The organism is Pseudooceanicola aquaeponti (genome assembly GCF_050897975.1).
In the GTDB taxonomy this organism is placed as follows: Bacteria; Pseudomonadota; Alphaproteobacteria; order Rhodobacterales; family Rhodobacteraceae; genus Pseudooceanicola.
The window spans coordinates 37,441-61,451 of sequence record NZ_JBPAXY010000011.1 but is presented as its reverse complement, the minus strand read 5'-3'; the positions used below and the strand labels follow the sequence as shown (position 1 = coordinate 61,451).

The following is a 24,011-nucleotide window of genomic DNA, read 5'->3' as shown; positions in this document are numbered from 1 at the left end:
TCCATGTCTGCGACCTGGTCGACGCCCATGTGCTGGGGGTGCGCTGGCTGGAGGCGGGCAAGGGCAACCGGGTGTTCAACCTCGGCACCGGGGCGGGGTTCTCGGTGCGCGAGGTGATCGAGCAGTCGCGCGCGGTGACCAACCGCGCCGTGCCCTACGACGAAGGCCCGCGACGGCCCGGCGATTGCACCAAGCTGGTCTCGGGATCCGTCCGCGCCGAGGCCGAACTGGGCTGGACACCGCAGCGCTCGACCATGGCGCAGATGATCGAGGATGCCTGGCGCTGGCACCAGAGCGGGCACTACGAGAAATAAGGCAGATCCGGCAGCGGCCCCTCCGGCCCGGTCTCGGCGCGGCGCGCCACCGCCCAAAGCGGCGCCCAGTCCGGATGGCGCGCACAGAAGGCTTCGGGGTCGCGCAGGGCGAAGGTCCAGAGGCCCCGCACCCGCCCCCCGGCCTCGACCACCGAGGGGAAACCCAGAAAGACCGGCCCGACCTGGCGCCCCAGGCATTTCCAGACCTGCCCGCTCCCCGGCACCGCCACCCCGTCATGGCCCCCCGCATAGCGCGCGCCCGGCCCCAGCCAGGCCAGCATCGGCCCGGTCGCCAGATCGACCTCGGTCATGATCAGCACCGGGCGGGGGAAAAGGTTACGGATCGCCATGCGCCCTCCTGACCTCTTGGGGCCCCGCCCCGGGATCGCCTCCGGCGGGAGTATTTTTGGCCCAGTGAAAGAGCAGGCCACACCAGCCAGGCGCCCTCGGTTTGCCTGCCTGCGGTTCCAACCACTCAATTGCCAAAGTCCGCCGCCCTCCTGGGCCCCGTCTCGCTCTTTCACTGGGCCAACAATACTCCGGGGGAGTCCGCCGCAGGCGGGCGGGGGCAGAGCCCCCTGCCCGTTGATCTGTCCCCTCCTCACTCACTCCCCCTGAGAGATTGCCGGACTGTGCCCGGACCGGAGGGGACTGTTTCGCGCGCGAAACATTTTCGCGGCTCCCCAACCCTCAGGCCCGCCGCCCGGCCTTCTTGCCCACGAACCCCAGGAAGGCGCTTTCGGCCGAGCGCAGGCGCGGGCGGCCCGAGCCGGCCCAGAAGGCGCGCCATTCGGCCTCGAGCGCATAGACATCCGCCCCGGGCAGGATGTCCCGCGCCCGTTCCAGCGCCTCGGCCGAAAGCGGCGGCGCGGCGGGGCCTTCCTCCACCACCTGGGCGCGGCGGGAAAAGCGGATGATGTCGCCCTCCTCCTCGACCATCTCGTAATCGGGCAGATGGCCCTGTTCGATCATGTCGCGGATCATCTTGCGAAACACCCGGCGTGGCGAGGCCGAGCCCGATTTCTTCAGCAGCACCTCGACCGAGACCCGCCACTCGGGCTGCTTGCCACAGTGCTTGCGCGCCAGCTCGTAGATCCGCCGCTCCAGCGGTTTGCGCAGACGGAAGTAATCGCGCGACAGCGTCAGCACCGATTTCGACAGCACCGCGCGAAACAGCCAGTCCGACAGGGTGACGGTGACCGAGACCATCCGCCCGCCCCGGCTGCGCTTCACGATCTCCCAGCTTTCGATCAGGCCGAAGCCCGAGGTGACCTCGGTGTCGCCGGTGGTGATATTGGTGGTGATCCGGGTGCCCGCCAGCCGCTCGAAGGCCTCCTTCAGGCGGCGGTAGGCATCGCCCGACGTCTCACGGTTGGTGGCCACCAGCAGGTCGTGGGCGCGCAGGGTCAGGGTGCGGCTGACCGCCCGGCCCGCGTTGATCGCCGCCATCAGCTGGCTGATGCAGAAGATCAGGATGTCCTTGTCGTGGATCGTCGCCAGCCCCTTCATCGAGGGGGTGACCTCGATGGTGGTGCCGCGATGCTCATAGCTCAGGATGCGCCGGTCGGGGCGGGTCGACAGGGTGAAGACGGGATGTTCCATCGTCGCGATGTCGTCCTTCGGCAGCGCATCGAAGATGTCGCAGACGAAGAAATCCACCTGGGGATGGCGGTCGGGCAGAAGGGCGCCCTGCCCCGCTGTTAGGGATGTTCCGGCCATGGCTGCCCGTTCCTGCGGCGCGGATCGCTCCGGCCGGTTTCGCCTCTGCGTCCCGGCCTTTCGGCCCGGCGCCCTGCTCGTGAACCCGGTCCGATCCCCTGGCTCAGCGACGCAGCCTGTCGCCTTGGCCGGGGCCGGCCTTTTCGTGGTTTCATTGACGCTCACCCTAAGAGTGTGCCCCGCCCGGGTCCAGCCTTCTCTTCGGGGGTTCGGAGTCGCTTCAACGGGGGTTCAGAGTCGCCCTATCGGGGGTTCAGAGTCGGGCAGGAGTTTCAGCTGCGCGGATCTCTTTTTTTTCTCAACGAGTTAGGAAATATCCCCAGACCCCGTAACACTATAGATAACACATATTTAACAGAGACAGAAAATCGTCCCCGCCCAAGGCCTGCCCGTTTCACCCCCGGAAAAGTCCCGCGTTTTCAAAGAAAAAGAGAATCGGATGCCGATCTGGGTTACACATGCCCCCTTTCATGATATCTTGGGAAAAACGCGGCACATGAGGTGAGCGATGAGCGAGCAGCCCCCCTATTTCAACATCGACCCCGACCGCGCCCTGCGGGATCTGGAGGCGCCCTTTTCCACCGCCCGCTTCGCCGAGGTGGCCGAGGCCTGCGCCCGGGGACGGGGCGATCTGGCCTCGCGCGGCATGGACGAAGAGGGGAAGAAATCCCTGCGCCTCTTTTCCACCTGGGAGATTACCCGCTACCTGATCCCCGTGGCCACCCCGCATTTCCGCCGCGTGCTGCGCGCCAACCCGGACCTGCCCCAGGGCCGGTCGGAAACCGAGGGCGGGGCGAAATGGTTCACCCTCGACGAGGTGCTGCGCCTGCGCGCCCATTTCGCCGCCGAAGGGTCGAAGACCAAGGAATACCTCCCCTACCGCCCCGAGGGGCTGCCGGCGAAGATGGTCGCCGTGGCCAACTTCAAGGGCGGGGTCGGCAAGACCAGCACGGCGGCGCATCTGGCCATGTCGGCGGCGCTCGACGGCTATCGGGTGCTGGTGATCGACCTGGATAGCCAGGGCTCGATGACCTCGATCTTTGGCGGCCGGGTCGAGGATGAATGGCAAACCGTCTTTCCCCTGCTGGCGCGTCACTACGGCCGCCACCTGCGCGCCCAGAACCAGGCGCGGCTGGACCGGGGCGAGGCGCCCCTGCCCCTGGACGACACCCTGTCGGAGGCGATGGAGGTGACGGCGGATCAGCTGATCCAGAAAACCCACTGGCCCAATATCGACCTGATCGGTGCCCAGCTGAACCTCTACTGGTCAGAGTTCCAGATCCCGGTCTGGCGGATGCAGGCGCGCGGCTGGAAGCTTTGGGACGCGCTGACCGAAAGCCTGGAGGCGGACGGCGTGCTGGACGACTACGACGTGATCTTCCTCGATACGCCGCCCGCCCTCGGCTACCTGACGATCAACGGGCTGGCCGCCGCCGACATCCTGCTGGTGCCCCTCGGCGCCTCCTTCCTGGAATTCGACAGCACGGGCCGGTTCTTCGACATGCTGCATTCCACCTTCGCCTCGATCGAGGAGGGCGAGAACATGGCCGCCCGCGCCCTGGGCCGCGAGGGGTTGTCCTTCGAATGGGATGCGGTGCGCGCGGTGATCACCCGCTACGACGGGGCGCAGCAGGGGGAACTGGCCTCGCTGATGCAGGCCTATCTGGGCCCGGTGCTCTCGCCCGACCGGCAGGATTTCACCGCGCTGATCGGCCAGGCGGGGGAACAGGTGAACGGCATCTACGAGGCCGATTACCGTGACTTCAACCGCGAGACCTATGTGCGCGGCCGCGCCACCTTCGACGAGACCTACGCGGGCTTCAAACGTCTGCTCCTGGCCACCTGGCGCCGCGACGAACTGGCCGCGCAGGCGGCGGCGGAATGAGCGGCGGCGCGCCACGGGATCGGCCTGCGGCCAATGCCTCCGGCGGGGAGTATTTTTGGCCCAGTGAAAGAGCAGGCTGTGCCAGCAAGGCGGCCTCGGTTTGCCTTCCTGCGGGTCCGACCTCTCAATGGCCAAAGTCCGCCGCCCTCCTGGGCCCCGTCTCGCTCTTTCACTGGGCCAGAAATACTCCGGGGGAGTCCGCCGCAGGCGGGCGAGGGCGGAGCCCCCTACCCCGGACCGGAGGGGACTGTTTCGCGCGCGAAACATTTTGCGCGCGCCCGGCCCACGCCCTCTTAACCCTTGCTGCCCAGCCTGTGGGCGCCGTCCCCCGAAAGGAGTCCGTCCATGGCCAAGCGTAAACGTCTGACCCCCGCCAACCCCAATTTCCTGGGCGCCCCCGAGGGCAAGCCGCTGCCGCAGACCGGCCTGGCGGCCGAGCCCGATGTTCCCGAGGCGGCGCCGGAGGCCAAGAGCATCCCCCTGGGTGTCGCGCCGGTGCGTGGGCGCAAGCCGCCGATTGCCCGGGTCTCGGGGGAAAGCGCCGCCCAGGCCGCGTTGGAGGAGCTGTCGGCCGAGATGACCCGGGTGCGCGACGAGGGCCGCCTGGTGCATGATCTGCCCCTGGACGACATCGAGACCGGCCATCTGGTGCGCGACCGGCTGGAGGCCGAGGAGGACGAGTTGCAGGTGCTGATCGAAAGCCTGCGCCGCCGCGGTCAGCAGACCCCGGTGGAGGTGGTCGACCGGGGCGCGGGTGCCCGGCCGCGCTACGGGCTGATCTCGGGCTGGCGGCGCATGGCGGCGCTGGCCCGGCTGCGGGCCGAGGATCCGAGATTCGGCCAGGTGCTGGCCCTGGTGCGGCGGCCCAAGGATTCCTCGGAGGCCTATGTGGCCATGGTCGAGGAAAACGAGATCCGCGTCGGGCTGAGCTATTACGAACGCGCCCGGATCGCGGTGAAATCGGTCGAACAGGGGGTCTATCCCGATCTGAAGACGGCGCTGAACACGCTGTTCGAAAATGTTTCGCGCGCGAAACGTTCGAAGATCAAAAGCTTCACTCGCCTGGTGACAACGCTGGATGGCGCGCTGACCTTCCCCGCCCAGATCGGCGAACGCCTGGGCCTGGAGCTGGCCAAGCGGCTGGACGAGGAACCGGGGCTGGGCGAACGCCTGCGCGGGCGCCTGGCCGAGGCGGGCCCGGCCAGCGCGGAGGAGGAACAGCGCCTCCTCTCTGCCCAGCCTGGCCCGGCCAGGGCGCCGGCGACAGAGCGGGGCCAGGACAGCGGCAAAGAGCGGGCGGGGCAGGGCGGCGCGGTGGCCGTCGCGGCCGAGGCGGGGCGGATTGTCCTGTCGGGCCCCGGGGTCGCTGACCCGGCCTTCCTGGCCGAGCTGCGCCGCTGGCTGGCGCGGCGCTGACCCTGCGCCGGGGGGAGTGCCCAAATGCCCGGCAGCGGGGCAGGGGCGCCCGGGCGCACCGCGCCGCCCTCTTGCGCTGTCCCGGCTTTCCCGGCAGCTCTCGGGGCAGGATCACAGGCCGGGCCGGGAATAACTGCAATGTCTGATCGTCACGGGCGTCTGGTGGGGGCGCTGCTTACCCTGGGCGCCCTGCTGGTGCTGGGCTGCGCCGCCGGGCGGCTGGTGCCGGAACAGTGGATCGGCAGCTCGATCCTGCGGTTCCTGGAAAACCCCGCCCCCTGGGGCCTGGCCCTGGCGGCGGGGCTGGGCCTGCTGGCGGCGGGGCTGGGGGCGCGGCGCAGCGGCGCGGCCCTGGCCCTGCTGAGCCTGGTGGCGGGCGCCGCGATCACCCTCGATCACCTGCGCCTCAGCCTGCCGCGGGTGCCGCCTGCGCCAGGCGGCGCGGGCGAGATCCGGGTGCTGTTCTTCAACGTGCTGCAAAGCAATACCGCCCATGCCCAGGCCATCGCCCGGATGACCATCGCCCTGGACCCCGACGTGGCGATCTTTGCCGAGGCCTCGGGGCTGGCCCCGGCGCGGGATCTGCTGGCGGCGCATTTCCCCTTCGCCACCGGCTGCGACGCGGCCACGCCCGAGGGCGCCTGCGACCTGGCGGTCTATGCCCGGCGCCCCTTCCTGGATCATGAGATCGGCCCCGTGGCGGCCTTCTCGCGACAGGGCTACTTTCGCGGCCGCACCCTGGATTCCACCGGCGCCGAGGTCGAGGTCTTCGGGGTGCATCTGCTGAAACCCTGGTTCTCGGGCTTTGCCGAGGGCGAGCGGGACAAGCTGACCTGGCGGTCGCTGTTTTCCCGGGCCCGGCCGGCGCTGATGGTGGGGGATTTCAACGCCGCCCCCTGGACCCATGCCCTGTCGGACCTCTTGCGCCAGTCCGGGTTTCGCGCCGCCCGCGCCATCACCGCCACCTGGCCGCCCGCCGCCGGGGCCTTCGGCGTGCCGCTGGATCATGCGCTGGTGCGCGGCGGGATGCGCCTGGTGGCGGTCGAGCCGATCGGCGCCGATCTGGGCTCGAACCACCGCGGGCTGCTGGTCACCGCGCGGCGGGTGCCGAAAGAGGGCGAGACCGGGGACTGATCAGCTCTGCTCGAAGAGCACCTCGTCGGGCGAGATCAGGGCCACGGTCAGCCGCCCCGTGGCATAGGCGCCGGTGTCGATCGCGATTCGCCCGGCCCGGGCCTGGGGTTGGTCGACGATCGTGTGGCCGTGGACGATCCATTGCCCGTCTTCGCGCGGGGTGCCCTCGAAGTCGGGATGCCCCCAGAGCAGGGTCTGACGCTCTTGTCGGTCCAGCGGTCGCTGCGGGTCGGCGGCGGCATGGACCACGGTGACATTGCCCGAGGTCCAGATCAGCGGCCGCCCCTCGAGCCAGCGCCGCAGCTCGGGGCCCAGGGCCTCGGTCAGGCGCTCTGCGATCTCGCGCCACTGTGCCGCCGAGGCGTTCTCGGAGATATAGCCCAGGCCGAAGCTGGCCAGGGTCTGCAAGCCGCCATAGCGGACCCAGCGGGGGCCCTTCTCTTCGGGCGCGGCGAGGAACTCGAGCATCATCTGTTCGTGGTTGCCGAGCAGGCAGGTGACGCCTGGCCGGACCTGGCTCAGGGCGTAGAGGCGGTGCAGGACCTGGGCGCTTTGTTCGCCGCGGTCGATGTAGTCGCCGACGAAGATCAGCGGGAAGGCGGTCAGCCACTGGCCGTCGGGGCTGTCGAGCCTCGTCAGCAGCCGGTCCAGCAGGTCCAGCCGCCCGTGGATGTCGCCGACCGCCAGCAGCGGCTGATCCGGGGCCGGGGGGAGCTCGGCCTCGGGGGGCGCGTCGCGCCGGAGGCGCTTGAGGACTTTCATGGCCAGGTCTTCTCGTCTTCGTCTTCGGAAGTGGTCCCATACCTTGCCATGGGGCGGGGCGCCATCAAGCCCTGCCTTTGGGCGGATTGTCGCTATGACGGGACCGGCGCCCCCCCCTGGGGTCAGCCGGGCCGGGGCGGGGGGCAAAGCGCCGCAATATGCGGCGGTCCGTGGGCGGCTCAGGCCGAGGGCGCGGGGGCTGTGCGCTTGCCCGGGTGGCGGCGGGAGCCGCGCAGCCAGGCCTGGGCGGGCCGTTCCACCAGGCGGAACGACAGGGCGGCGGCGCCGGTGGCACAGGCCAGGAAAAGCGCGAAGCACAGCAGGGGCGGCAGATGCGCGGTCAGGTCGAGGCGGTTGACGATGGTCAGGAAGGGGGCGTGGAGCAGGTAGAGGCTGAAGGAGATCTGGCCGAACCAGGTCAGCAGGCGCCCCGAGAAGAGGCGGAAGGGCCCCGCCGCCCGCAGGGTGAACCACATCAGGACCGGCAGCAGCGCGATGACGAAGGCATCGAAGGGGTTCGGATAGTCGCGCAGCCCCAGGGCTGCGCGGATCTGCGGCGGCGTCAGCAGCAGCAGGGCGAAGACCCCCCAGGACAGGGCGATCAGCCCGGGCCCGGCCGGGGCGGCCCTGCTGTCGGCGCGGGGCAGCAGGTTGCGCGCCCCGGTGTCCAGCAGCCAGCGCACCAGCACGCCGATCAGGAAGAAATGCAGCCAGAAGGCCAGGGTGCGGGTGTCGCCCAGCCCGGACTTGAGAAGCGGCATGGCCAGAAGGGCAAGCCCCATGAGAGCGGCCAGCATGGACAGCAGCAGGCCTTTGCCCTGGGCCCACCAGATGGCCAGGAAGAGGAGGTAGAAATGGATCTCGATCGGGATCGACCAGAAGACGCCGCTGCCCCGGAGCAGCAGCCAGTTCCCGGCCACGTCCCCGAGGGTGTCGAAGGAATAGAAGGCCTCGCCCAGGGCCAGGAACAGCAGGGTGTTGAGGAAGACCAGCAGGTAGAACAGCGGCAGCACCCGGGACAGGCGCGCCAGCATGTAGGATCCGACGCTGTCGCGGGTCATCTCGCGGCCGAAGGTGACATGGGCCATGAGGAAACCGCTGAGGGCGTAGAAGAGGCAGACGCCGACCTGTCCCATGCCTTCGCCCAGGATCTCGGGTAGCATCCCTGCGTTGGCGGAATGCGAGACCAGCACCATGAGGGCGGCGAAGCCGCGCAATCCGTTCAGCGACGGCAGGGTCTTGTCGAGGGGGTGATACATGGCCATCCGAAAGGGGGGTCTGTGATAATATCGGTGAATATTATCTCTATGGGTATCACAAAGCCGGCCGCCGTTTATGGAAAATGCGGTTCAGGCCGGGTGCAGGGCGTGGGTGGGCGGCGGGTTGCTCAGGGCTGCAGCAGGGCGGCGTAGTCTGCCGCCACCAGGGCCGTCAGCCGGGCATAGCTGCGCGCGTCGCGCACCCAGGTCCCGGCCCGGGCCTGCTCGGCTGCCGAGGGGGGCCCTGCCTGGGCCGCCCGGGCCAGGGCCGCCGCGAATCCCGGCGCGGTGAAATCGCACATCTCGGCCAGGCCGGTGCCCTTGGCCACCACGTCCTGGTCGGGGTGGTGATTGGCCACCACCCGGCGGCCCATGGCGGCATATTCCACCAGCTTCGTGGGCGTGGCCGAGGCCAGCATGGGGATGTCGGCGGGGTAGGGGGCCAGGCAGATATCGGCCCGGCGCACATGGGTCAGCATCGTCTCCAGCGCCATGAAGGGCTGAAAGATCACCCGGTCGGCCAGGCCGCGCGCCTCGAAAGGGGCCAGCACGGTGGCGCGTTCGGCCTCGGTGCTCTTGCCGATCAGGGCGAAGACCCAGGCGGGGTTTGCCGCGCAGAAGCGCGCGACCCCCTCGGCGGGCACCTCCATCCGGCGCGAGGCATCCAGGGTGCCGGTATAGAGCACCAGCTTGCGCTCGGCATAGGCGGGGTCCCGGGCCGGGGCCAGGCTGTCGGGGGTGAAGCGGTCGCAATCCACGCCCATGGGGACGGCGGTGATCCTGGCCGCCGGGATGCGGCGGCGGGTGATGTCGCGCTTCATCTGCTCGCTTTGCACGAAGATATGGCGCGCCAAGGGCAGGGCCAGGCCGAAGAGCGAGGCCCGCCCCGCCAGCCCGATGGCGCCGCGCACCAGCCCCGCGGCGATCTTGCGGCTGCGAAAACTGTCGCGCGCCCGGTGCAGATAGCCTTCCTCCATCGGGTAGGACATCCAGTAGACGAAGGGGCGCCCGCGCGCCCGCGCCGCCAGGGCATAGGCCCAGGCCACCAGGAAGGTGTCGCGGCATTGCACCGCGTCATAGCGCCCGGCCAGCACCCGGCCCAGGGCGCCCAGGTGGCCCCGGATCTGCGCCGGCAGCCCGCGCCCCATGACATGGACGGTGCCCCGCCCCTGGGGGTCGGTCCGGCTGGCCCCGCCCGCCTCGTCGCGCATCAGCCAGTCGAAATCATACTCCGCCGCCAGCCCGTCGTGAAACAGCCGGGTGATGTCGACGCGAAAGGCCGGATGGGTGTCGCGGGCGGTGACCAGGATGCGCGGGCGGCGGGGCATTCGGCTATTCTCCGCGCATTTTCAATACCTTGGCGGGAACGCCGCCGACGATGGCGCGGGGCGGGATGGTGCCGCGCACCACCGCGCCCGCAGCCACCACGGCGCCATCGCCGATCACCGCCCCGTCCAGCACGGTGACATGGGCGCCGATCCAGACATCCTCGCCGATGGTGATCCCCTTCAGGTCCAGCCCCTGTTCGCGGATCGGCCGGGTCAGGTCGCTGGTCACGTGGTTTTGTGCCACGATGGCCGTATGGGCGGCGATGCGGCAGTCGCGACCGATCTTCACCCCCCCCGCCGCATAGATCACGCAATAGGGGTTAAGCGAGCAGTCATCGCCGATCACGACCCCACCGTCGAAGCTGCGGATGACCGTGCCGTCGTGGATCTTGCAATTCCGGCCGATCCGGATCGGCCCCCGGGCGCTGGCCTGAAGCCGGGTGTTGCGATAGACGATCGTCTTTGCCCCGATCGAGATCTGGCGGGCCTGCTGGATCGAGACGCCGGGCCACAGGGTCACCCTCGGGCAGCGGCGCCGCAGGCGCCAGCGCTGGCGCATGTTCCGCAGCAGGATCATCAGCATCATCGGTGCATCCCCATCAGTTTCAGGATCCGGCGGTTGCCACCGGTCAAGGCTTCGATTTCGGCCCGTTCCTCGGGGGTGCGCAGGGCCAGGCGCAGATAGGCCAGGGCGCAGGGCAGTCCCAGCAGGACCAGGGCCAGCAGCACCAGCAGGTCCGAGCCGAGCAGCTGTTGCAGCCCCCGGCCCAGGGCAATGTAGCTGCCCCAGATGCCAAGGGTGACCAGGGTGAAATAGCCCAGGTGGCGGGGCCGGGCGATGTCGCGCACGAACCACCAGACGAACAGATCCTTGGCCAGGGTACAGACCCCAGTGGCCACCACCACCCCGGCCAGACCGAACAGGGGGATCAGCACCAGGTTCAGGGCAAAGTTCAGAAAGCTGAATATCTTGGAATACAGAACGATATCCGCTCGCTCGCGGAGCTGTGCGACCAGTCCAACCGGTCGTCCGATTATCCCTGTCGCAACCGTGATGCCCATGACCGCCACGACCACCCATGCAAATTCAAGGAACTTGCCGCTGAAGACCACTCTCAGCAAGGGTTCGATTCCTGCCGCAGTGCCCGCCCAGAGAGGTACGAGGACCAGGAAGCTTGACTTGAACATGATCCCGAAGAGGGTGTTAATCTGCTCTTTCTGGGTGCTGGTATCCAGAGTGAAGAACATTGGCTGGATGACCGTGTAGAAGAACTGCATGGGGTTCACCCGCAGCACGATGTCGGCGAATTTTCCCGCGAAGGCATAGGCGCCGACGGCCACCGGGTCGGTCATCGCCCCCAGGAACAGGTTGTCGATGTCCCGGCCCAGGCCCAGCACCCCCACGTCGTTGAAGTTGTAGAAGGCGGCATAGCGGAAGATCCGCTTGCGTTCCGTCCCGCCCAGGGTGGCGGGCCCGCCCTGCAGGGGGCGGACATGGCGCAGGTAGGAGGTGCCCAGCAAGGCCAGCATCAGCAGATAGGCCGCCAGATCCACCCAGAGCACCACCGACAGGCCCAGGCCCGCCTGCATCATCACCAGGTAGCCCAGCACCTTGCCCCCCGACAGCGCGATCTGCCCGACCAGGGAATAGCCCTGGAACATGAAGCCCGGCAGCACCTGCAGCAGGACGCGGCACTGGAAGTGGGTCAGCACCACCAGCAGCAGCGGCAGGTAGAGGTGTTCATAGCCCTGCAGGTCGTACATCCGGGTCAGCGGCTCGAGGAAGAACAGCGCGCCGCCCGCCAGCAGCAGGATGGACCCGGCCCGCAGCAGCATGGCGGTGATGGCCACCCGCTTGGCCCGGGTGTATTCGCCGCTCTTGGCGTATTCCGGCACGAAGCGCTGCACCATGCTGGAGATCCCCAGGGACAGGATCATGCCGATGAAGGCCAGCACCGACAGGAACAGGGCATAGATCCCGTAATCATGTTCCGGCAGCAGGTTCACGATCAGCACCAGGCTGACCCCGGTCAGCACCTGGCTGATCGGGCGCATCATCAGCGTCTGGCGCATCCCGCGTTTCGCCGTGTCACGGGTGTAGAGATTGCTCATGTCAGAAGGGTCACCAGGGGGGACAGGGCAGGCAGGCCGAAGGCCTGGGCGGAATAGGCGCGCGCCCGGGCGCCGATCTCGGCGCGCAGGGCCGGGTCGGCCAGCAGGCGGGTGATGTCGCGTTCCATCCCGTCCAAGCTGCCGGAGCGGAAGCCCATGCCCTTTTGCAGTGCGTCATCGGGATCGGCGTTCAGGCTGACCACCGGCACGGCGCGCATCCAGGCCTGCAGGAAGGTATTGGGGAAACCCTCGGCGGTGGAGGTGTTCACGAAGATCGCGGCCCGGGCCATCAGATCCAGCACCGCGCCCTGGGGGAGGGCGCCCAGATGGGTGATATTGGGCTGGGCCCCGATCTGGCGCAGCAGCTCGGCGTAGTCCTCCTTGGCCTGGCCCACCATGACGAATTGCGCCCCCGTGCCTTCCAGGCGCCGGGCCAGGTCGAGGAAGAGTTCGGGCTGCTTGAACGCCTTGAAGTTGGCAACCCAGAGGACCAGCGGCGGATCGGCGCGCAGGTCCGGCTCGGGCAGATCGGGGACCGGCTGGGCATTGGGCAGCACCAGGTCCACCTCGCGGCCATAGTGCGCCTTCAGCAGCTCGGCCTGCAACGGGGTCTGGGCGATGATGTGATCGGCCTGGACCAGCCCCTTTTCCAGCAGCGCCTTGTCGATCCGTTTCAGGAAGTTGCGCGGATAGGGCTTTCGCAGCGGGGTGACATCCTTGTCATGGGCCAGATGCAGGACCAGCTTCGCCCCCGCGGCCCTGGCCGCCCGCGCACAGGCCCAGGTATAGGCGCCGGCATCGCGGTTGTAGATCACCGCCGGTTTCAGCGCCTTCAGCCGCGCCAGCAGCACCGGCAGGTCGACGAAATAGGCATAGCGCGCCAGCCCCGGCACCTTGGGCAGCACCGACAGGGCGTGGCTGGGATGGGCATAGCCCAGATTGCCCTGGCGGCAGAAATAGGTGGCCGCGCGCCCCTCGTGGCCGGGGGTCCGGGCCAGTTCCTGCAAGATCAGATGGGCCTGGTATTCGGCCCCGCCCGCCTGGGCCGAGACATGGCCGGGCAGCACGAAGGCCAGCTGGCGTTTCGCCGGATCGGGGGCGGGCTGCGGTTTCGGATGCAGGTTCAGCGCCACCCGCGCCCGGGCCTTCACCACCTCGCGGCGCGGCAGGGATCGGCGGATGCGGCGCAGGGTGACATCGCGGTCGCGCATCGCCAGCCCCTCGGGCAGGGGGGTGGCCTCTTCGCGGCCCCGCGCCTCCAGGAAGGCCTCCATCCGGCCGATCAGCGGGTCCTCGGCCTTCTGGCGGTCGATATGGGCGGCCAGATCGGGGTCGTTGGGGGCCTTGTAGTAGATCGAGTGCAACTGCGAGCTGTCGACATAGCTGCCGCCCATCAGGGAGGCCTCGACCGCGTTCAGGTGGCGCCGGGCAGAGCGGTTGCCGAAAAGCGTGTGGTGGACCTTTTCCCAATAGCGTTCCTTGCCGGGGAAATAGGGGATGCCCAGCTGGGCGCAGACCGCCTCCAGCCGCTCGGGGCGGGTGGCGAAATCGCGGTAGGAGAGGGTGATGAAATCCGCCCCCAGCTGGTGCACCAGCAGGCGGTGATAGTTCATCCAGTGCCGCTTCCACTGGTCCAGCTTGCCGCGGCTCTTGAAGGAGGCGGCGATCTCCAGCGGGTCCTTCCAGATGATCAGCGCGGCGCTGTCGATGCCATGGGCGGCCAGATAGCCGCGCTGGCGGGCGATCCACAGCGGATCCTTGCTGCTGTCGACGGCGAAGTCGATCCCGGGGTGCTGCGCGAAGAGGGCCGGGTAGAAATCCTTTTCGGGCACGTCCCTCAGGTTCTGCCAGATCCGGCAGGTGGGATCGGCACAGGCACAGCGGGGTGTCAGGTGGTGGGCCTGTTCGGGCCGGTAGGTAAAGCTGAGTTCGCCGCAGGAGAAGCCGCGCGGATCATTGGCCACCACCAGGTCCATCATGGTGGACCCGCTGTAGGAGGTGGAGCCGACGAAGAGGACCGTCTTGCGGCGGTCGGCGGCGGCAGGAGAGACGGTCATGCGGGGGCCTCCGTCCGGGCCCGCCGGTTGCGGAGGTCCTGGGAATAGGTGACCCAGAGCAGGGCCATGAGCATCATGAAGAGGAGTTTCACGGTCACGGATTCCGTCATCGAGGGTTTGTAGACAAGGGACAGGATGAGGATCAGGGCAATCCCCGCGATGGTGCGGTAGCGGCTGGTGAAAAGGGCATCGCGGGTGCGTTTCGACTGGACCAGCCCGAACCGCATGGCGGCCAGCATCGTGGTCAGGAAGAGGCTGAAGCCGATGATCCCCACATCCCACAAGAGCTGGGCCGCTGCGGTCGAGGTCAGCTTCAGCGGCACATAGGCCAGGGCGATCATGCCACTGCCGAAGCGGCTGATGCGGCTGGCCCCCAGCCCGTAGCCGACCCAGGCGGCCAGGGTGTCCTGCTGGACATGGGTGTACCAGATATGGAGCGTCGCCACCCGGCCCAGTTCGCCGGCCTCGTAGTCGACATTGTCGGTGTCCAGGAAGCGCTCCAGCGTGGCATCGGCCATTTCCAGCGCGCTGACATCGGCCATGTCGGCGTAGCGGGCGCCATAGTTGAAGGTGGCATAGGCGGACCACAGCAGCGTAATCGCCCCCAGAAGGACGGTGCCGAAGAGGATGGCCTTGTGCGGTTCGCGCTTGATCCGGGGCCATTGCTGCATGACCAGCAGGATCGGCAGATAGACGAAGAAGGCCTTCGTCTCGCCTATGCCGGTGATCACGAAGACCGCCGCGAAGATCGCCCAGAACAGGCGTCCGCTGATGCGGTTGCTCTGGTAAAGGTGCAGCGCCATGGCGAAGGAGGCGATCATGAACAGCATCAGGTCGGAATTCCGGCCGACTCCGCCGTAGATCCCGCCGAAAGACCCGGCGACGGTGTCCCAGTTCGTCGTTCCGCGGGCGACGAAGAAGCGCTGGTGCAGGGTGATCGGCAGTTGTAGGAAGGGCAGGCAGGCCAGCGCCTTCTCGAACCAGTCGATATGCCTTTCGGGATCGCGGCGGGTCACCATCAGCACGGCGGGTAAGCTGGCATAGACCATCAGGAAGGTGATCAGCGACACGATCAGTTGCACCAGCCCGGTCATGTTGGTCAGAGAGAAGGCGCACCAGACGACCGCGGTCAGCGCGAAGAGCCAGATGAAGGCCGGGGCCGGGGCCATCTCCAGCCCGCGGGCCTTGCGTGGTAGGCCCCACAGAAGCAGGCCGAGGCCCAGCAGGGAAGGCGCCAGCATGAAGCCCGAGACCCGGCCGTAATATTCGATCAACCCGGCCAGCAGGATGGTGAAGATCAGGTAGGCGCGCAGCAGGAAGGCACCGGGCAGCGCGATGAACAGCACCCCGCCGCCCACCAGGGACAGCAGGGCCACCGCCGTGGCCCCCGAGGTGCCGGTGCCCGCGCCGCTGACATAGAGAATGCCGGCGATGAGCAGCGACAGCGGCAGGAAGAACAGGATGAGACGGCCGGTATTCATGCGCGATGTCTCTCTTCGGGCTCATCGGCCCTGCGCGGGGCGCGCGGGGCGGGAAAATCTGGCGCGGGTCGCGCCGGTGATGCGGTCACCCTGCCACGGAAAAGAGGGGCGAGGCTGCCCTCCTTTTGGCTATGCGGCGCCCTCAGGCTTGCAGGAAGCGCAGGATCCGCTTGCGGGTATTCTTGTCGGTCAGGAACGCGCCCGCGTAGTGGCGGGTGAAGATCAGGCTTTGTTGGACGAAATAGGGCAGCCCGTCCAGAGCCAGCTTCTTCGGCGGCGCGTCATAGCCGACGCGGCCCCGGCAGGCGCCGACGATGCGGTCCGCCGCCCAGCATTCGAAGCCCGAGACCTCGCGCCGGACGGGGCGGGCCACGGTCCGGTCGTCGCGGAACGAGGTGTTGCTGCCCAGGGATGTCAGGTCCAGATCCTCGGGGATGGTGGTGCCCAGAAAGGCGTTCATCCGCCGCATCTGCGCGGAGGTCTCGGCCACCAGATCCTCGTAGCGGACGATCTCGACGCTGTCGGGATAGCGCGCCCGGGCGCCTTCATAGCCGCGGATGGCGCGTTTCCAGGCGGCGGCCTGGGCCAGGGGGTGATAGCGGCGCAGGGCCTGGGCATTGGGGCGGAAGCGGAAGGATTTCAGCACCGCGAAGGGATCGCGCATCATGAAGAGGATCCGCGCCTGCGGATAGGCGCGCTTGATCTTGTCGACGTGATACAGATCCTGCGGCGTGTTCCAGCCCCAACGGGTCTTGCCTGCCGCCGCTGCGGCGGTGGACATCACATGGGTCATCATCGTGGCCCAGTGGTTCTGGGGCACCTTGTCGAAGGTGATCCGGGCCAGCACCTGGTCCAGCTGTTCGGCGGTCAGCCGCGAGGAGTTTTCGAGTTTCTTCGAGGTGCTCACGGCGGCGCGCCAGGTGATCATCTCGGTCAGCTGGGCCAGGAAGGCGCGGGCGTCCTCGGGCGTGGCGAAACCGTCCCAGCTGTCGGTCGCATCCACCTGTTGCAGGAAATAGGCATCGTTGATCACGAAAAGCTCTGGCGCCTGGTTCAGCACCGCAGTGCACAGGGTGGAGCCGCTGCGGGGCAGTCCTACGAGAACAACAGGGTCGGTCATCTGTCAGTTTCCACGCGCTTGGGAACGGAATGGCAAGGGGCTGCTCAGGACGTCTGGCGCGCCGGGCTGGAGCCCCGCCCGGCCAGACGCCGGGCGCCGCGTACCAGGGGTTTTTCAATGAAGAGATAGGCGAGGTAGCCCAGGAGGCAGATCCCCGGGATGGCGGTCGCCAGGAAGATCCCCTGGGCCAGGGCGGTGTCGTCCGGCAGGCCGAGCCGCTGCCAGACCAGACGGTAGAAGGACAGCGGGAAGAGATGCATCAGGTAGATCGTGTAGGAGGCGTCGCCGATCGCATTGAGCCAGGCCAGCCCCGGGCGCCGCGCCAGCCCCTCCAGACTGGGAGTGGCCAGCAGGATCAGCGCCGCCGCCGGGCCCCAGACCAGGCCGCGCAGGCTGTCGTGGTTCTCGAAGCGCACGGTGTAAAGCGCCCAGGCCAGCCCCAGCAGGATCAGCAGCCCGGCCAGGGGCGCGGGCAGGCGCAGCCCGGCCTGGCTGGCCAGGGCGCCGCCGCTCACCAGCAGCACGATCGCCGCCGCGGTCAGCCAGACGCGCAGGCGCAGGCTGATGGCAATGGCGATGGCGAAAAGCAGGTAGAAGAACATCTCGTAGTTCAGCGTCCAGCCCAGGCGGAGGAAGGGCGAGGTGCTGCCGGTCACCGGGTTCTCATGGGCGATGAAGAGCATCGACAGCAGGACGTGCCCGGCGCTTGCCTCGGTGCCGCGGAAGGCCCCGGGGGCCACCAGGTAGATGGCCAGGGCCAGCAGGGTGTAGAACCAGTAGGTCGGCACGATCCGCAGCACCCGTTCGGCCAGGAAGCTGGACCAGGTGACCAGCCGGCGGCTGGAGATGAAGACCATGATGAAGCCGCTGATCACGAAGAAGATGTCGACGCCGAAATGGCCCGTCACCTGCCAGGGGCTCTTGCCCGGGGCCAGCTGGTTGCTGGCATGGGCAAAGAGCACCAGCACCACCGCCAGGGCGCGCAGGCCCTGGAGGGAGTAGAGCTTTCCATCTGTGGCGGGAAGGGTCTTCATCTGCGATCCGTACTCAGGGCTGGGCCGGGGCGGCCGGCATCGGGACGAGAGGCCACAGGGTCTTGCGCCGTTCGGGCGGGGCGTCGCGCTGGATGACGCGCCCGGGGGTGCCCACCACCGTGGCATTGTCCGGCACGTCCTGGATCACCACCGCCCCGGCGCCGATCATGACGTCATTGCCGCTGGTTATATCGTTCACCAGTCCGACGCTCGGGCCGATATAGACGTAATCGCTGATGATCGCCGCCCGGCTGTCGCCGGTGGCCCCGATGGTGGTGAACTGGCTGAGATTGCAGTTGTTGCCGATCTGGGTCTTGGGATGCAGATGCAGCGCATAGCGTTCCGCCAGCCGGTTGCGCCGCCAGCGCGCCAGACGCCGCAGCAGCGGGTTGGGCACATCGACCAGGCGGAACCAGACCTGGAAACGGAAGCCGCGGTTCTGCCGGTAGCAGCGCAGCAGCGCCCGGGTGTCGGTGCGCCCGGTATAGCGAAACAGGTCGCTGCGGATGTCATCCCGAGCAGGGGCATCGGTCAGGTTCATCGGCGGCCTCCTTCGGCCAGGCGCGGGGCGCGGGGCATCAGGCCTTGCCCCAGATCTTGCGATAGGCCGCGACCAGGGCGGGCACCTGGTAGGGCCAGGCCATTTCCGTCTCGACCCGCTGGCGACCGAAGGCGCCCATGGCGGCGCGGCGCGCGGGATCGGCCAGAAGGGCCTCGATCTTGTCGGCGAAATCGACGGTGTCGTTCTCGGCGGCGTAAAGGCTGGCTTCCAGCGCGGAATAGCGGCCCTCGGTCACGTCGAACTGCACGATCGGCTTTTCGAAGGCCATGTATTCCAGGATCTTGTTCATCGTCGACTTGTCGTTCATTTCGTTCACCCGGTCGGGGTTCACGCAGACATCCGCGGTCGAGAGCACCTCGAAAAGATCCTGATCCGGCGCCCGGCCGGTGAAGGTGACATAGTCCTCAAGGCCCATGTCCGCCGACATCTGGCGCAGGGCGTCCAGGCTGGGCCCGCCGCCCACAAGGCAGAACTGGATGTCCTCGCGGCCCTTGTCGCGGACCAGGTGGCGGATGGATTCCAGCAGCAGGTCAACGCCTTCCTGATCGCCCATGACGCCCACATAGCCCACCATGTACTGGCGCCCGTTGCGCCATTTTGGCGCGTCGGGCTGGCGGATCAGCCGGGTCAGGTCGGGGCCCGAGCGGACGATGAAGACGTTTTCGGGGTCCATGCCGCCACGCTCGATGGCGATCTTGCGGTAGCTCTGGTTGGTGGCGATCGACACCCGGGCGGCCTTGAAAGTCATCCGCTCGAAGAAGCGCATCGCCTTCCAGAAGAAATCCCGGCGGCCGAACTTGGCCTCGTAGAGCTCGGGATTGATGTCGTGGTGATCGAAAAGGTACTTCACCCCCAGAAGCTTGAAGGGGATCGCCACCAGGAAGATCAGGTCGGGCGGGTTGCAGCCGTGGATCACGTGGAAGCCACGGGTGAAGTAGATCTTCAGCGCCAGCCAGGTTTCCCAGAAGAGCGCCGCGCCATATTCCAGGAAATAGCCCGTGGCGCCCTTGGCATCCAGCGGCAGGGGGTGGCGGTAGACCTTGATCCCCTCGTCTTCCCAGACGCTTTCCTCGTGGCCCTTGCCCTTGGGGCAGATGATCGACACCCGGGCGCCCGCCGCCGACAGGGTGCGGGCCTCCATCCAGACGCGGCGGTCGAAGGGCACGGGCAGGTTTTCCACCACCATCAGCACCTTCAGCCCCGCCAGGGGGGTGGTCTCGCGCAGCGCGTCCATGCTGATGGCGGTCAGCGCCGTCCCGGGGGCCTCAGTCATACTGATAGGTGGCGATGAGGGGGACATCGGGCAGGTCCAGGTCTTCGACCGTGCGGTTCGAGGCGACGATCAGATCCCAGGGGCCGGTCTCGGCACTGGCCTTGTCAACCAGCAGGTCCTGCATGGTCGGCAGATGGGTATAGGCATAGCCCAGGTTCTGGCCGCGCAGGTTGGCGGGTTTCAGCGCCGGGTCATAGACCGACAGCTGATAGCCGTTCTCCAGCAGCTTGCGGGCGATGTCGACATTGGGGCTTTCGCGCAGATCGTCGGTATCGGCCTTGAAGGCCAGGCCGACCATCAGGATCTTCCCGCCCTTGGGCGCGGCGCGCATGATGTCCTCGGCCTGATAGCTTTTGTGGCTTTCGTTCGAGGACAGAAGCGAATTGATCAGATAGGTCCCCGCGCCCACGTCCTGGGCCACATATTGCAGCGCGCGCACGTCCTTGGGCAGGCAGGAGCCGCCGAAGGCGCCGCCCGGGCGGGTGTAATAGGCCGAGATGTTCAGCTTGGTGTCCGAGACGAAGATCTCGTGCACCTTCTTGGCCGAGATGCCCATGCGGTGGCAGACGCGGCCGATCTCGTTGGCATAGGCCACCTTCACCGCGTGCCAGGTGTTGTCCACGAACTTGGTGATCTCGGCCTCGCGGTAGGCGGTGTAGAAGACCGGCGCCTCGAGCCCTGCGTTCATCGCGTCCATGGCGGCGGCGGGCTGGCCGTCCCTGGTGCCGATGACGATCTTGGGCGGGTTGAAGAAATCCCAGACGGCGCTGGATTCGCGCAGGAATTCGGGGTTGTAAACCAGTTCGACCTTGCCCGAGAGATCGCCGTCCAGGGCATGGCGGAAGATCGGTTCGATCAGCGTGTCCATGGTGCCGGGCCGGAAGGTCGAGCGGAAGGCCACGGTCAGCGGCCTGGCCCGGTCGGTGCCGCTGAGGTTGGCGGCGATCTGGCGCGCCACCTCGGCGATATAGCTCATGTTGTGCGAACCGTCGGTGGCCGAGGGGGTGCCGACGCAGACGATGGCCAGGTCGACATCCGACAGGTCGGTCAGGGTCTGGGTGGCGGTGATCAGCCCCTTGGCGCGGGCCTCGGCGAAGAGCTCGTCCAGCTGCGGTTCGGTGATCGGGGTCCGGCCTTCGGAAATGTCCCGGATCTTGTCCGCGCTGACATCGACGCCGACGATTTCATGTCCCTGGGAGGCAAGACAACAGGCGGCGGTGAACCCGACGTAGCCCAGGCCATAGATGGCGATTTTCATGCTGGGGAGGCTCCAGTAACGATTCGTATTAAGATGCAGGGGGCAGGGGCGACGGCGGGGGCGCTCAGGTCCCCGTCGCTTTGAACACGACCTGCACCGTCTTGTAGAGGATCTTCAGGTCGCTGCGGAACGACAGGTCCTGCCAGTAGCGGGTGTCGTAATCGACCCGCTCGACGAAGGAGGTTTCGCCACGGCCCATGACCTGCCACAGGCCGGTGATGCCCGGGCGCATGTGGTAATAGGCGACGCCGCCGGCCTGGCGATACATGACCTCTTGCGAGCTCATGAAGGGGCGCGGCCCGATGAAGCTCATGTCGCCCGCCAGCACGTTCCAGATCTGCGGCAGCTCGTCCAGGCTGGTGGCGCGGATGAAGCGGCCGAGGGGGGTGATGCGGGGATCGACCTTCAACTTCTGGTAGGTCTTCCATTCCGCCGCGATCTTGGGGTCGCGGGCGCAGAGGTCCGTCAGGATCTGCTCGGAATCGACATGCATCGAGCGGATCTTCCAGCAGGTGAACAGGCGGCCGTCCTTGCCGACCCGCATCTGCGAATAGAAGCCCGGGCCGCCGTCGCGCCGGGTCAGCAGCCAGATGGCCAGGATCACCGGCACCAGCATGGGCAGCAGCAGCAGGGCCAGGGAGATGTCGAACAACCGCTTGCCGAACCTGGCATAGAAGCGGTCATGGCGGGCTTCGGCAATTGCTTGCCGGGCCTGGGGGTCGAGGGGCTCGACGGTTTCGAGACCGTAGGGGGTCGTACCGCTGAAATCTTTCATGGTTGCGCCTTCCGCTGGGTCATATGCGCCAAATGGGATGTCGAAATAGGGGTCGTCACGGCCTGGGGGCCAGTTGGTTCGTCTGAAAGTACTTACCTTCACTATTATCGCCAAGGTTGAGTCGTTGCATCCCTCACGGCCCTGTATTTCGTCTCGATCATGTCCTGCGCATGAAAAAATATGCGCTTGCAGAAAAACTTTGCACCCGCAGCAAGGGTGGGGTCATGAAGAGTGGTAGAGGTGGGGGACTGTCGGGTCAACATGAGGCACCCCCCCGGCGCCCGGAGCTGCGGTGTTTCCGCCGTTGCCCCGCCCTGGCGCCTTGATAAGACGCACGTTTAAGTCCCGGGTTCAAGACCCGGGGGTCCGGTTCCGGCCGGATGCCCGGCTGTGACGGTGTCTCTGGGGCGCGGGCGGCAGATATCCTCTTGCTAATCAATGTTATGTTAATAATTCGTTTACCGTTGCGCGGTCGGGGTCCCGTGATCCGGAGGATCGGCCCGGGATCTGTCCCCCGCGACCTGCGCACGGTCCTTTCAGACTTCGTTCCGCCCTGCTGCGGAGAATGCCCGCCACATCGTGCAACGGACGAAGGCAGCTGCCATGGCGATCATCTACACTGCGGCCCCCCTGCAACAGCCGACGCAGCCCGGCGCCTCTGGCGCGACGGGCTATCAGGATATCCTGGTCATGCGGGCCGCCGTGAAATTCGGCACCTGCCGCGACATCCTGGAAAGCGACCTGGGCTATCGCAGCGAGAAATACTGGTACAACTACCTTTACCCGGGCGAGACGCTGCGGGCGATGACCACCCAGTCCTACCGGGTCGCCGAAGAGACGGCGACGGATCATCACGTGATGACCAAGGGGGGGCTGAAGCTTTACGTGCTGCCCAATGACGGCAAGATCACCTTGCAGCAATGCGGGGCGATGCTGGACGGGGTGAGCGATGACACCGAGGCGCTGCGCCTGGCGCTGGACATCCTGCCCGACGGCGGCACGCTGAGCATCGGCGGCACCGCCTTGATCCAGGGGAGCGTACAGCCGACGCAGCCGCGCAACGGGGTCACGGTGACCGACGGCACCCTGCTGCGCACGCAGGGCGGCGAGGCCAGTGCGAATGCGCCGGTCTTCGACCTGAGCGGCTGGACCCGGTCGTTGTTCCGGCTGAGCTTCTCGCTTGGCAACGACAGCTCGGCCAGCCGGGAAATCGCCTTCCTCCTGCGCGGCTGCGAGGATCTCGCGTTGCAGGATTGCATCTTCGATGCGTGTCATTACGGGGTGCTGGGGTCCGGCGCGGTGTCGCGCGACATCCGGCTGCTGAACTGCCGCGGGGTGAATGCCCGCTCCGAGCATGAGGCCAGCGTGGCGGCCGGGATGGTCGCGGCGCAGGGCGGCGGGGCCATGGTCTTTGGCAATGACGTGCTGAACGAGGTCACCATAGATCAATGCGAGGGCCGGGGCTGGAACCACCTGGCCCTGTCGGGGGATGCCAGCGGCTGGACGGTGTCGAACTCTGCCATGGACGACAGCGGCGACAGCACGATCTACCTGCGGGGCAGCAATCACCTGGTGCAGAACTGCGCGATCCGGCGGGCGGGCAAGGACGGGATCAAGATCCTGGACTACCGTTCCGGCGCCCGGGGAGAGTACAATATCATCTCCGACTGCCGGGTTCTGGGGGCGGGCTATACCAAGTCCGACGGCGGGATCTGCGTCAACCTGGAGACGGATCACAGCAAGATCGCGGGGTTGGTGCTTCAGGTCGATGCCACCTCGGCGCTGGCCTCGGAGGCTACCTCGGGGGTGACCGTCTCGGGCGAGAACATCCTGGTGGAGAACGTGGTGGTGAACGGCGCGGGCGGCTATGCCGAGGCGGGGGTCGGCGTGGGGGTGTCGATCAACAACAGCGCCCGCAACACGTCGCATCTGACCCTGTCGAACCTGCGGGCCACGGCGGTGCGCTATGCCTGCACCATGTATTCCCGCCCCGGCTGGACGGTCAGCCGGGTGGTGCTGAGCGACCTGTGGTGCCGGGATGTCGATGGCGCGGTCATGGTCTACGACCTGAGCCAGAACACCTCGCGGGTGACCGTCTCGGGGGGCGGGCTCGACGGGGCGTCGAGCCATGGCATGACCTTTGCCGGGGTGGCCGATCTGACGGTCGAGGGATTCGCGTTCATGAATGTCGCGGGCGATGCCTATTGCCTCAACATCCGCCAGGGATCGAGCGGGCGGTTCCTGGGCTGCGCCTGGGACAGTACCGCCCTGGCACCGGTGAAGACCGACCAGGCCGGGCCGGGCACGCAGCGCGGCAACGACTGGAACTATTGCGACCGGGCCACGGGGCCCGTGCCCGGGACCTGGTGGTGGGTGGGGGATCGGGTGCGGTTCCGCGAAACCGCGCCCGGAGAGGTGCCGGGCCTGATCTGCACCGCCTCGGGGACGGTGGCGGGCGGCGGGGCGGTCTTTGCCGAGGAGGCTGCGTTGCCGAGCTGATCCGGGCGGGGCCTGACGGGGCG

19 protein-coding genes and 1 pseudogene are annotated in these 24,011 nt (G+C 67.6%); 5 read left to right on the top strand and 15 right to left on the bottom strand.

The window, feature by feature from the left end; all coding sequences use genetic code 11:
* Nucleotides 1-314 (top strand): annotated as a pseudogene (locus ACRARE_RS21595) (UDP-glucose 4-epimerase GalE); the annotation flags it as partial.
* Here the strand turns inward: ACRARE_RS21595 and ACRARE_RS21590 are convergent.
* Nucleotides 302-664, bottom strand: coding sequence for a hypothetical protein (locus tag ACRARE_RS21590; protein ID WP_432658485.1), 363 nt, complete (start codon nucleotides 662-664; stop codon nucleotides 302-304). The pseudogene ACRARE_RS21595 and the gene ACRARE_RS21590 sit on opposite strands and share 13 nt — an antisense overlap.
* 340 nt (nucleotides 665-1,004) lie before the next feature.
* Nucleotides 1,005-2,033 carry a replication initiator protein A gene (locus ACRARE_RS21585; protein ID WP_432658484.1) on the bottom strand — a complete coding sequence of 343 codons (1,029 nt, stop codon included), beginning with the start codon at nucleotides 2,031-2,033 and terminating at the stop codon, nucleotides 1,005-1,007.
* A 508-nt stretch (nucleotides 2,034-2,541) separates the two neighbouring features.
* On the opposite strand from ACRARE_RS21585, the gene ACRARE_RS21580 reads away from it, so the two are divergent.
* The 3 genes from ACRARE_RS21580 (at nucleotide 2,542) to ACRARE_RS21570 (ending at nucleotide 6,468) form a co-directional block, all read left to right on the top strand.
* Nucleotides 2,542-3,918: an AAA family ATPase gene (locus tag ACRARE_RS21580; RefSeq protein ID WP_432658483.1), complete on the top strand. Its 1,377-nt coding sequence runs from the start codon at nucleotides 2,542-2,544 to the stop codon at nucleotides 3,916-3,918.
* A 345-nt stretch (nucleotides 3,919-4,263) separates the two neighbouring features.
* The gene (locus ACRARE_RS21575) at nucleotides 4,264-5,334 is read left to right on the top strand and encodes a ParB N-terminal domain-containing protein (RefSeq protein ID WP_432658482.1); all 1,071 of its coding nucleotides are present in this window, start codon (nucleotides 4,264-4,266) and stop codon (nucleotides 5,332-5,334) included.
* A gap of 138 nt (nucleotides 5,335-5,472) precedes the next feature.
* The gene (locus tag ACRARE_RS21570) at nucleotides 5,473-6,468 is read left to right on the top strand and encodes an endonuclease/exonuclease/phosphatase family protein (RefSeq protein WP_432658481.1); all 996 of its coding nucleotides are present in this window, start codon (nucleotides 5,473-5,475) and stop codon (nucleotides 6,466-6,468) included.
* Here the strand turns inward: ACRARE_RS21570 and ACRARE_RS21565 are convergent, their stop codons facing one another.
* The 13 genes from ACRARE_RS21565 to ACRARE_RS21505 all read right to left on the bottom strand — a co-directional run bounded on the left by ACRARE_RS21565 (nucleotide 6,469) and on the right by ACRARE_RS21505 (nucleotide 21,489).
* Complete coding sequence (locus ACRARE_RS21565) at nucleotides 6,469-7,230, bottom strand: metallophosphoesterase (RefSeq protein ID WP_432658480.1); 762 nt, start codon at nucleotides 7,228-7,230, stop codon at nucleotides 6,469-6,471. It abuts the gene before it with no gap.
* Between the two features lie 179 nt (nucleotides 7,231-7,409).
* Nucleotides 7,410-8,489, bottom strand: a complete 1,080-nt coding sequence (locus ACRARE_RS21560) for an acyltransferase family protein (protein ID WP_432658479.1) — start codon at nucleotides 8,487-8,489, stop codon at nucleotides 7,410-7,412.
* Nucleotides 8,490-8,617: 128 nt separating this feature from the next.
* On the bottom strand, nucleotides 8,618-9,817 hold the full coding sequence (locus tag ACRARE_RS21555; RefSeq protein WP_432658478.1) for a glycosyltransferase: 1,200 nt from the start codon (nucleotides 9,815-9,817) through the stop codon (nucleotides 8,618-8,620).
* Between the two features lie 4 nt (nucleotides 9,818-9,821).
* Nucleotides 9,822-10,403: an acyltransferase gene (locus ACRARE_RS21550; protein ID WP_432658477.1), complete on the bottom strand. Its 582-nt coding sequence runs from the start codon at nucleotides 10,401-10,403 to the stop codon at nucleotides 9,822-9,824.
* A complete protein-coding gene (locus ACRARE_RS21545; RefSeq protein ID WP_432658476.1) occupies nucleotides 10,400-11,929 on the bottom strand; it encodes a lipopolysaccharide biosynthesis protein in 1,530 nt (509 codons plus the stop codon). The genes ACRARE_RS21550 and ACRARE_RS21545 overlap by 4 nt, the downstream gene beginning before the upstream one ends.
* On the bottom strand, nucleotides 11,926-13,986 hold the full coding sequence (locus tag ACRARE_RS21540; protein ID WP_432658475.1) for a glycosyltransferase: 2,061 nt from the start codon (nucleotides 13,984-13,986) through the stop codon (nucleotides 11,926-11,928). The genes ACRARE_RS21545 and ACRARE_RS21540 overlap by 4 nt, the downstream gene beginning before the upstream one ends.
* Nucleotides 13,983-15,467, bottom strand: a complete 1,485-nt coding sequence (locus tag ACRARE_RS21535; protein WP_432658474.1) for a hypothetical protein — start codon at nucleotides 15,465-15,467, stop codon at nucleotides 13,983-13,985. Before ACRARE_RS21535 ends, ACRARE_RS21540 begins: the two co-directional genes overlap by 4 nt.
* A gap of 142 nt (nucleotides 15,468-15,609) precedes the next feature.
* Nucleotides 15,610-16,587 (bottom strand): sulfotransferase family protein, encoded by a 978-nt coding sequence (locus ACRARE_RS21530; RefSeq protein ID WP_432658473.1) that lies wholly within the window; start codon nucleotides 16,585-16,587, stop codon nucleotides 15,610-15,612.
* A 44-nt stretch (nucleotides 16,588-16,631) separates the two neighbouring features.
* A complete protein-coding gene (locus ACRARE_RS21525; protein WP_432658472.1) occupies nucleotides 16,632-17,621 on the bottom strand; it encodes an acyltransferase family protein in 990 nt (329 codons plus the stop codon).
* A 13-nt stretch (nucleotides 17,622-17,634) separates the two neighbouring features.
* Nucleotides 17,635-18,162 (bottom strand): LbetaH domain-containing protein, encoded by a 528-nt coding sequence (locus ACRARE_RS21520; protein WP_432658471.1) that lies wholly within the window; start codon nucleotides 18,160-18,162, stop codon nucleotides 17,635-17,637.
* Nucleotides 18,163-18,199: 37 nt separating this feature from the next.
* Entirely contained in the window at nucleotides 18,200-19,456 is a 1,257-nt protein-coding gene (locus tag ACRARE_RS21515) for a glycosyltransferase family 4 protein (protein ID WP_432658470.1), read from the bottom strand.
* Complete coding sequence (locus ACRARE_RS21510; RefSeq protein ID WP_432658469.1) at nucleotides 19,449-20,714, bottom strand: nucleotide sugar dehydrogenase; 1,266 nt, start codon at nucleotides 20,712-20,714, stop codon at nucleotides 19,449-19,451. Before ACRARE_RS21510 ends, ACRARE_RS21515 begins: the two co-directional genes overlap by 8 nt.
* Nucleotides 20,715-20,778: 64 nt before the next feature.
* Entirely contained in the window at nucleotides 20,779-21,489 is a 711-nt protein-coding gene (locus tag ACRARE_RS21505; RefSeq protein WP_432658468.1) for a sugar transferase, read from the bottom strand.
* Nucleotides 21,490-22,092: 603 nt separating this feature from the next.
* Between ACRARE_RS21505 and ACRARE_RS21500 the strand changes: the two genes are divergently transcribed.
* Nucleotides 22,093-23,988 carry a right-handed parallel beta-helix repeat-containing protein gene (locus tag ACRARE_RS21500; protein WP_432658467.1) on the top strand — a complete coding sequence of 632 codons (1,896 nt, stop codon included), beginning with the start codon at nucleotides 22,093-22,095 and terminating at the stop codon, nucleotides 23,986-23,988.
* The last annotated feature ends 23 nt before the right edge of the window (nucleotides 23,989-24,011 follow it).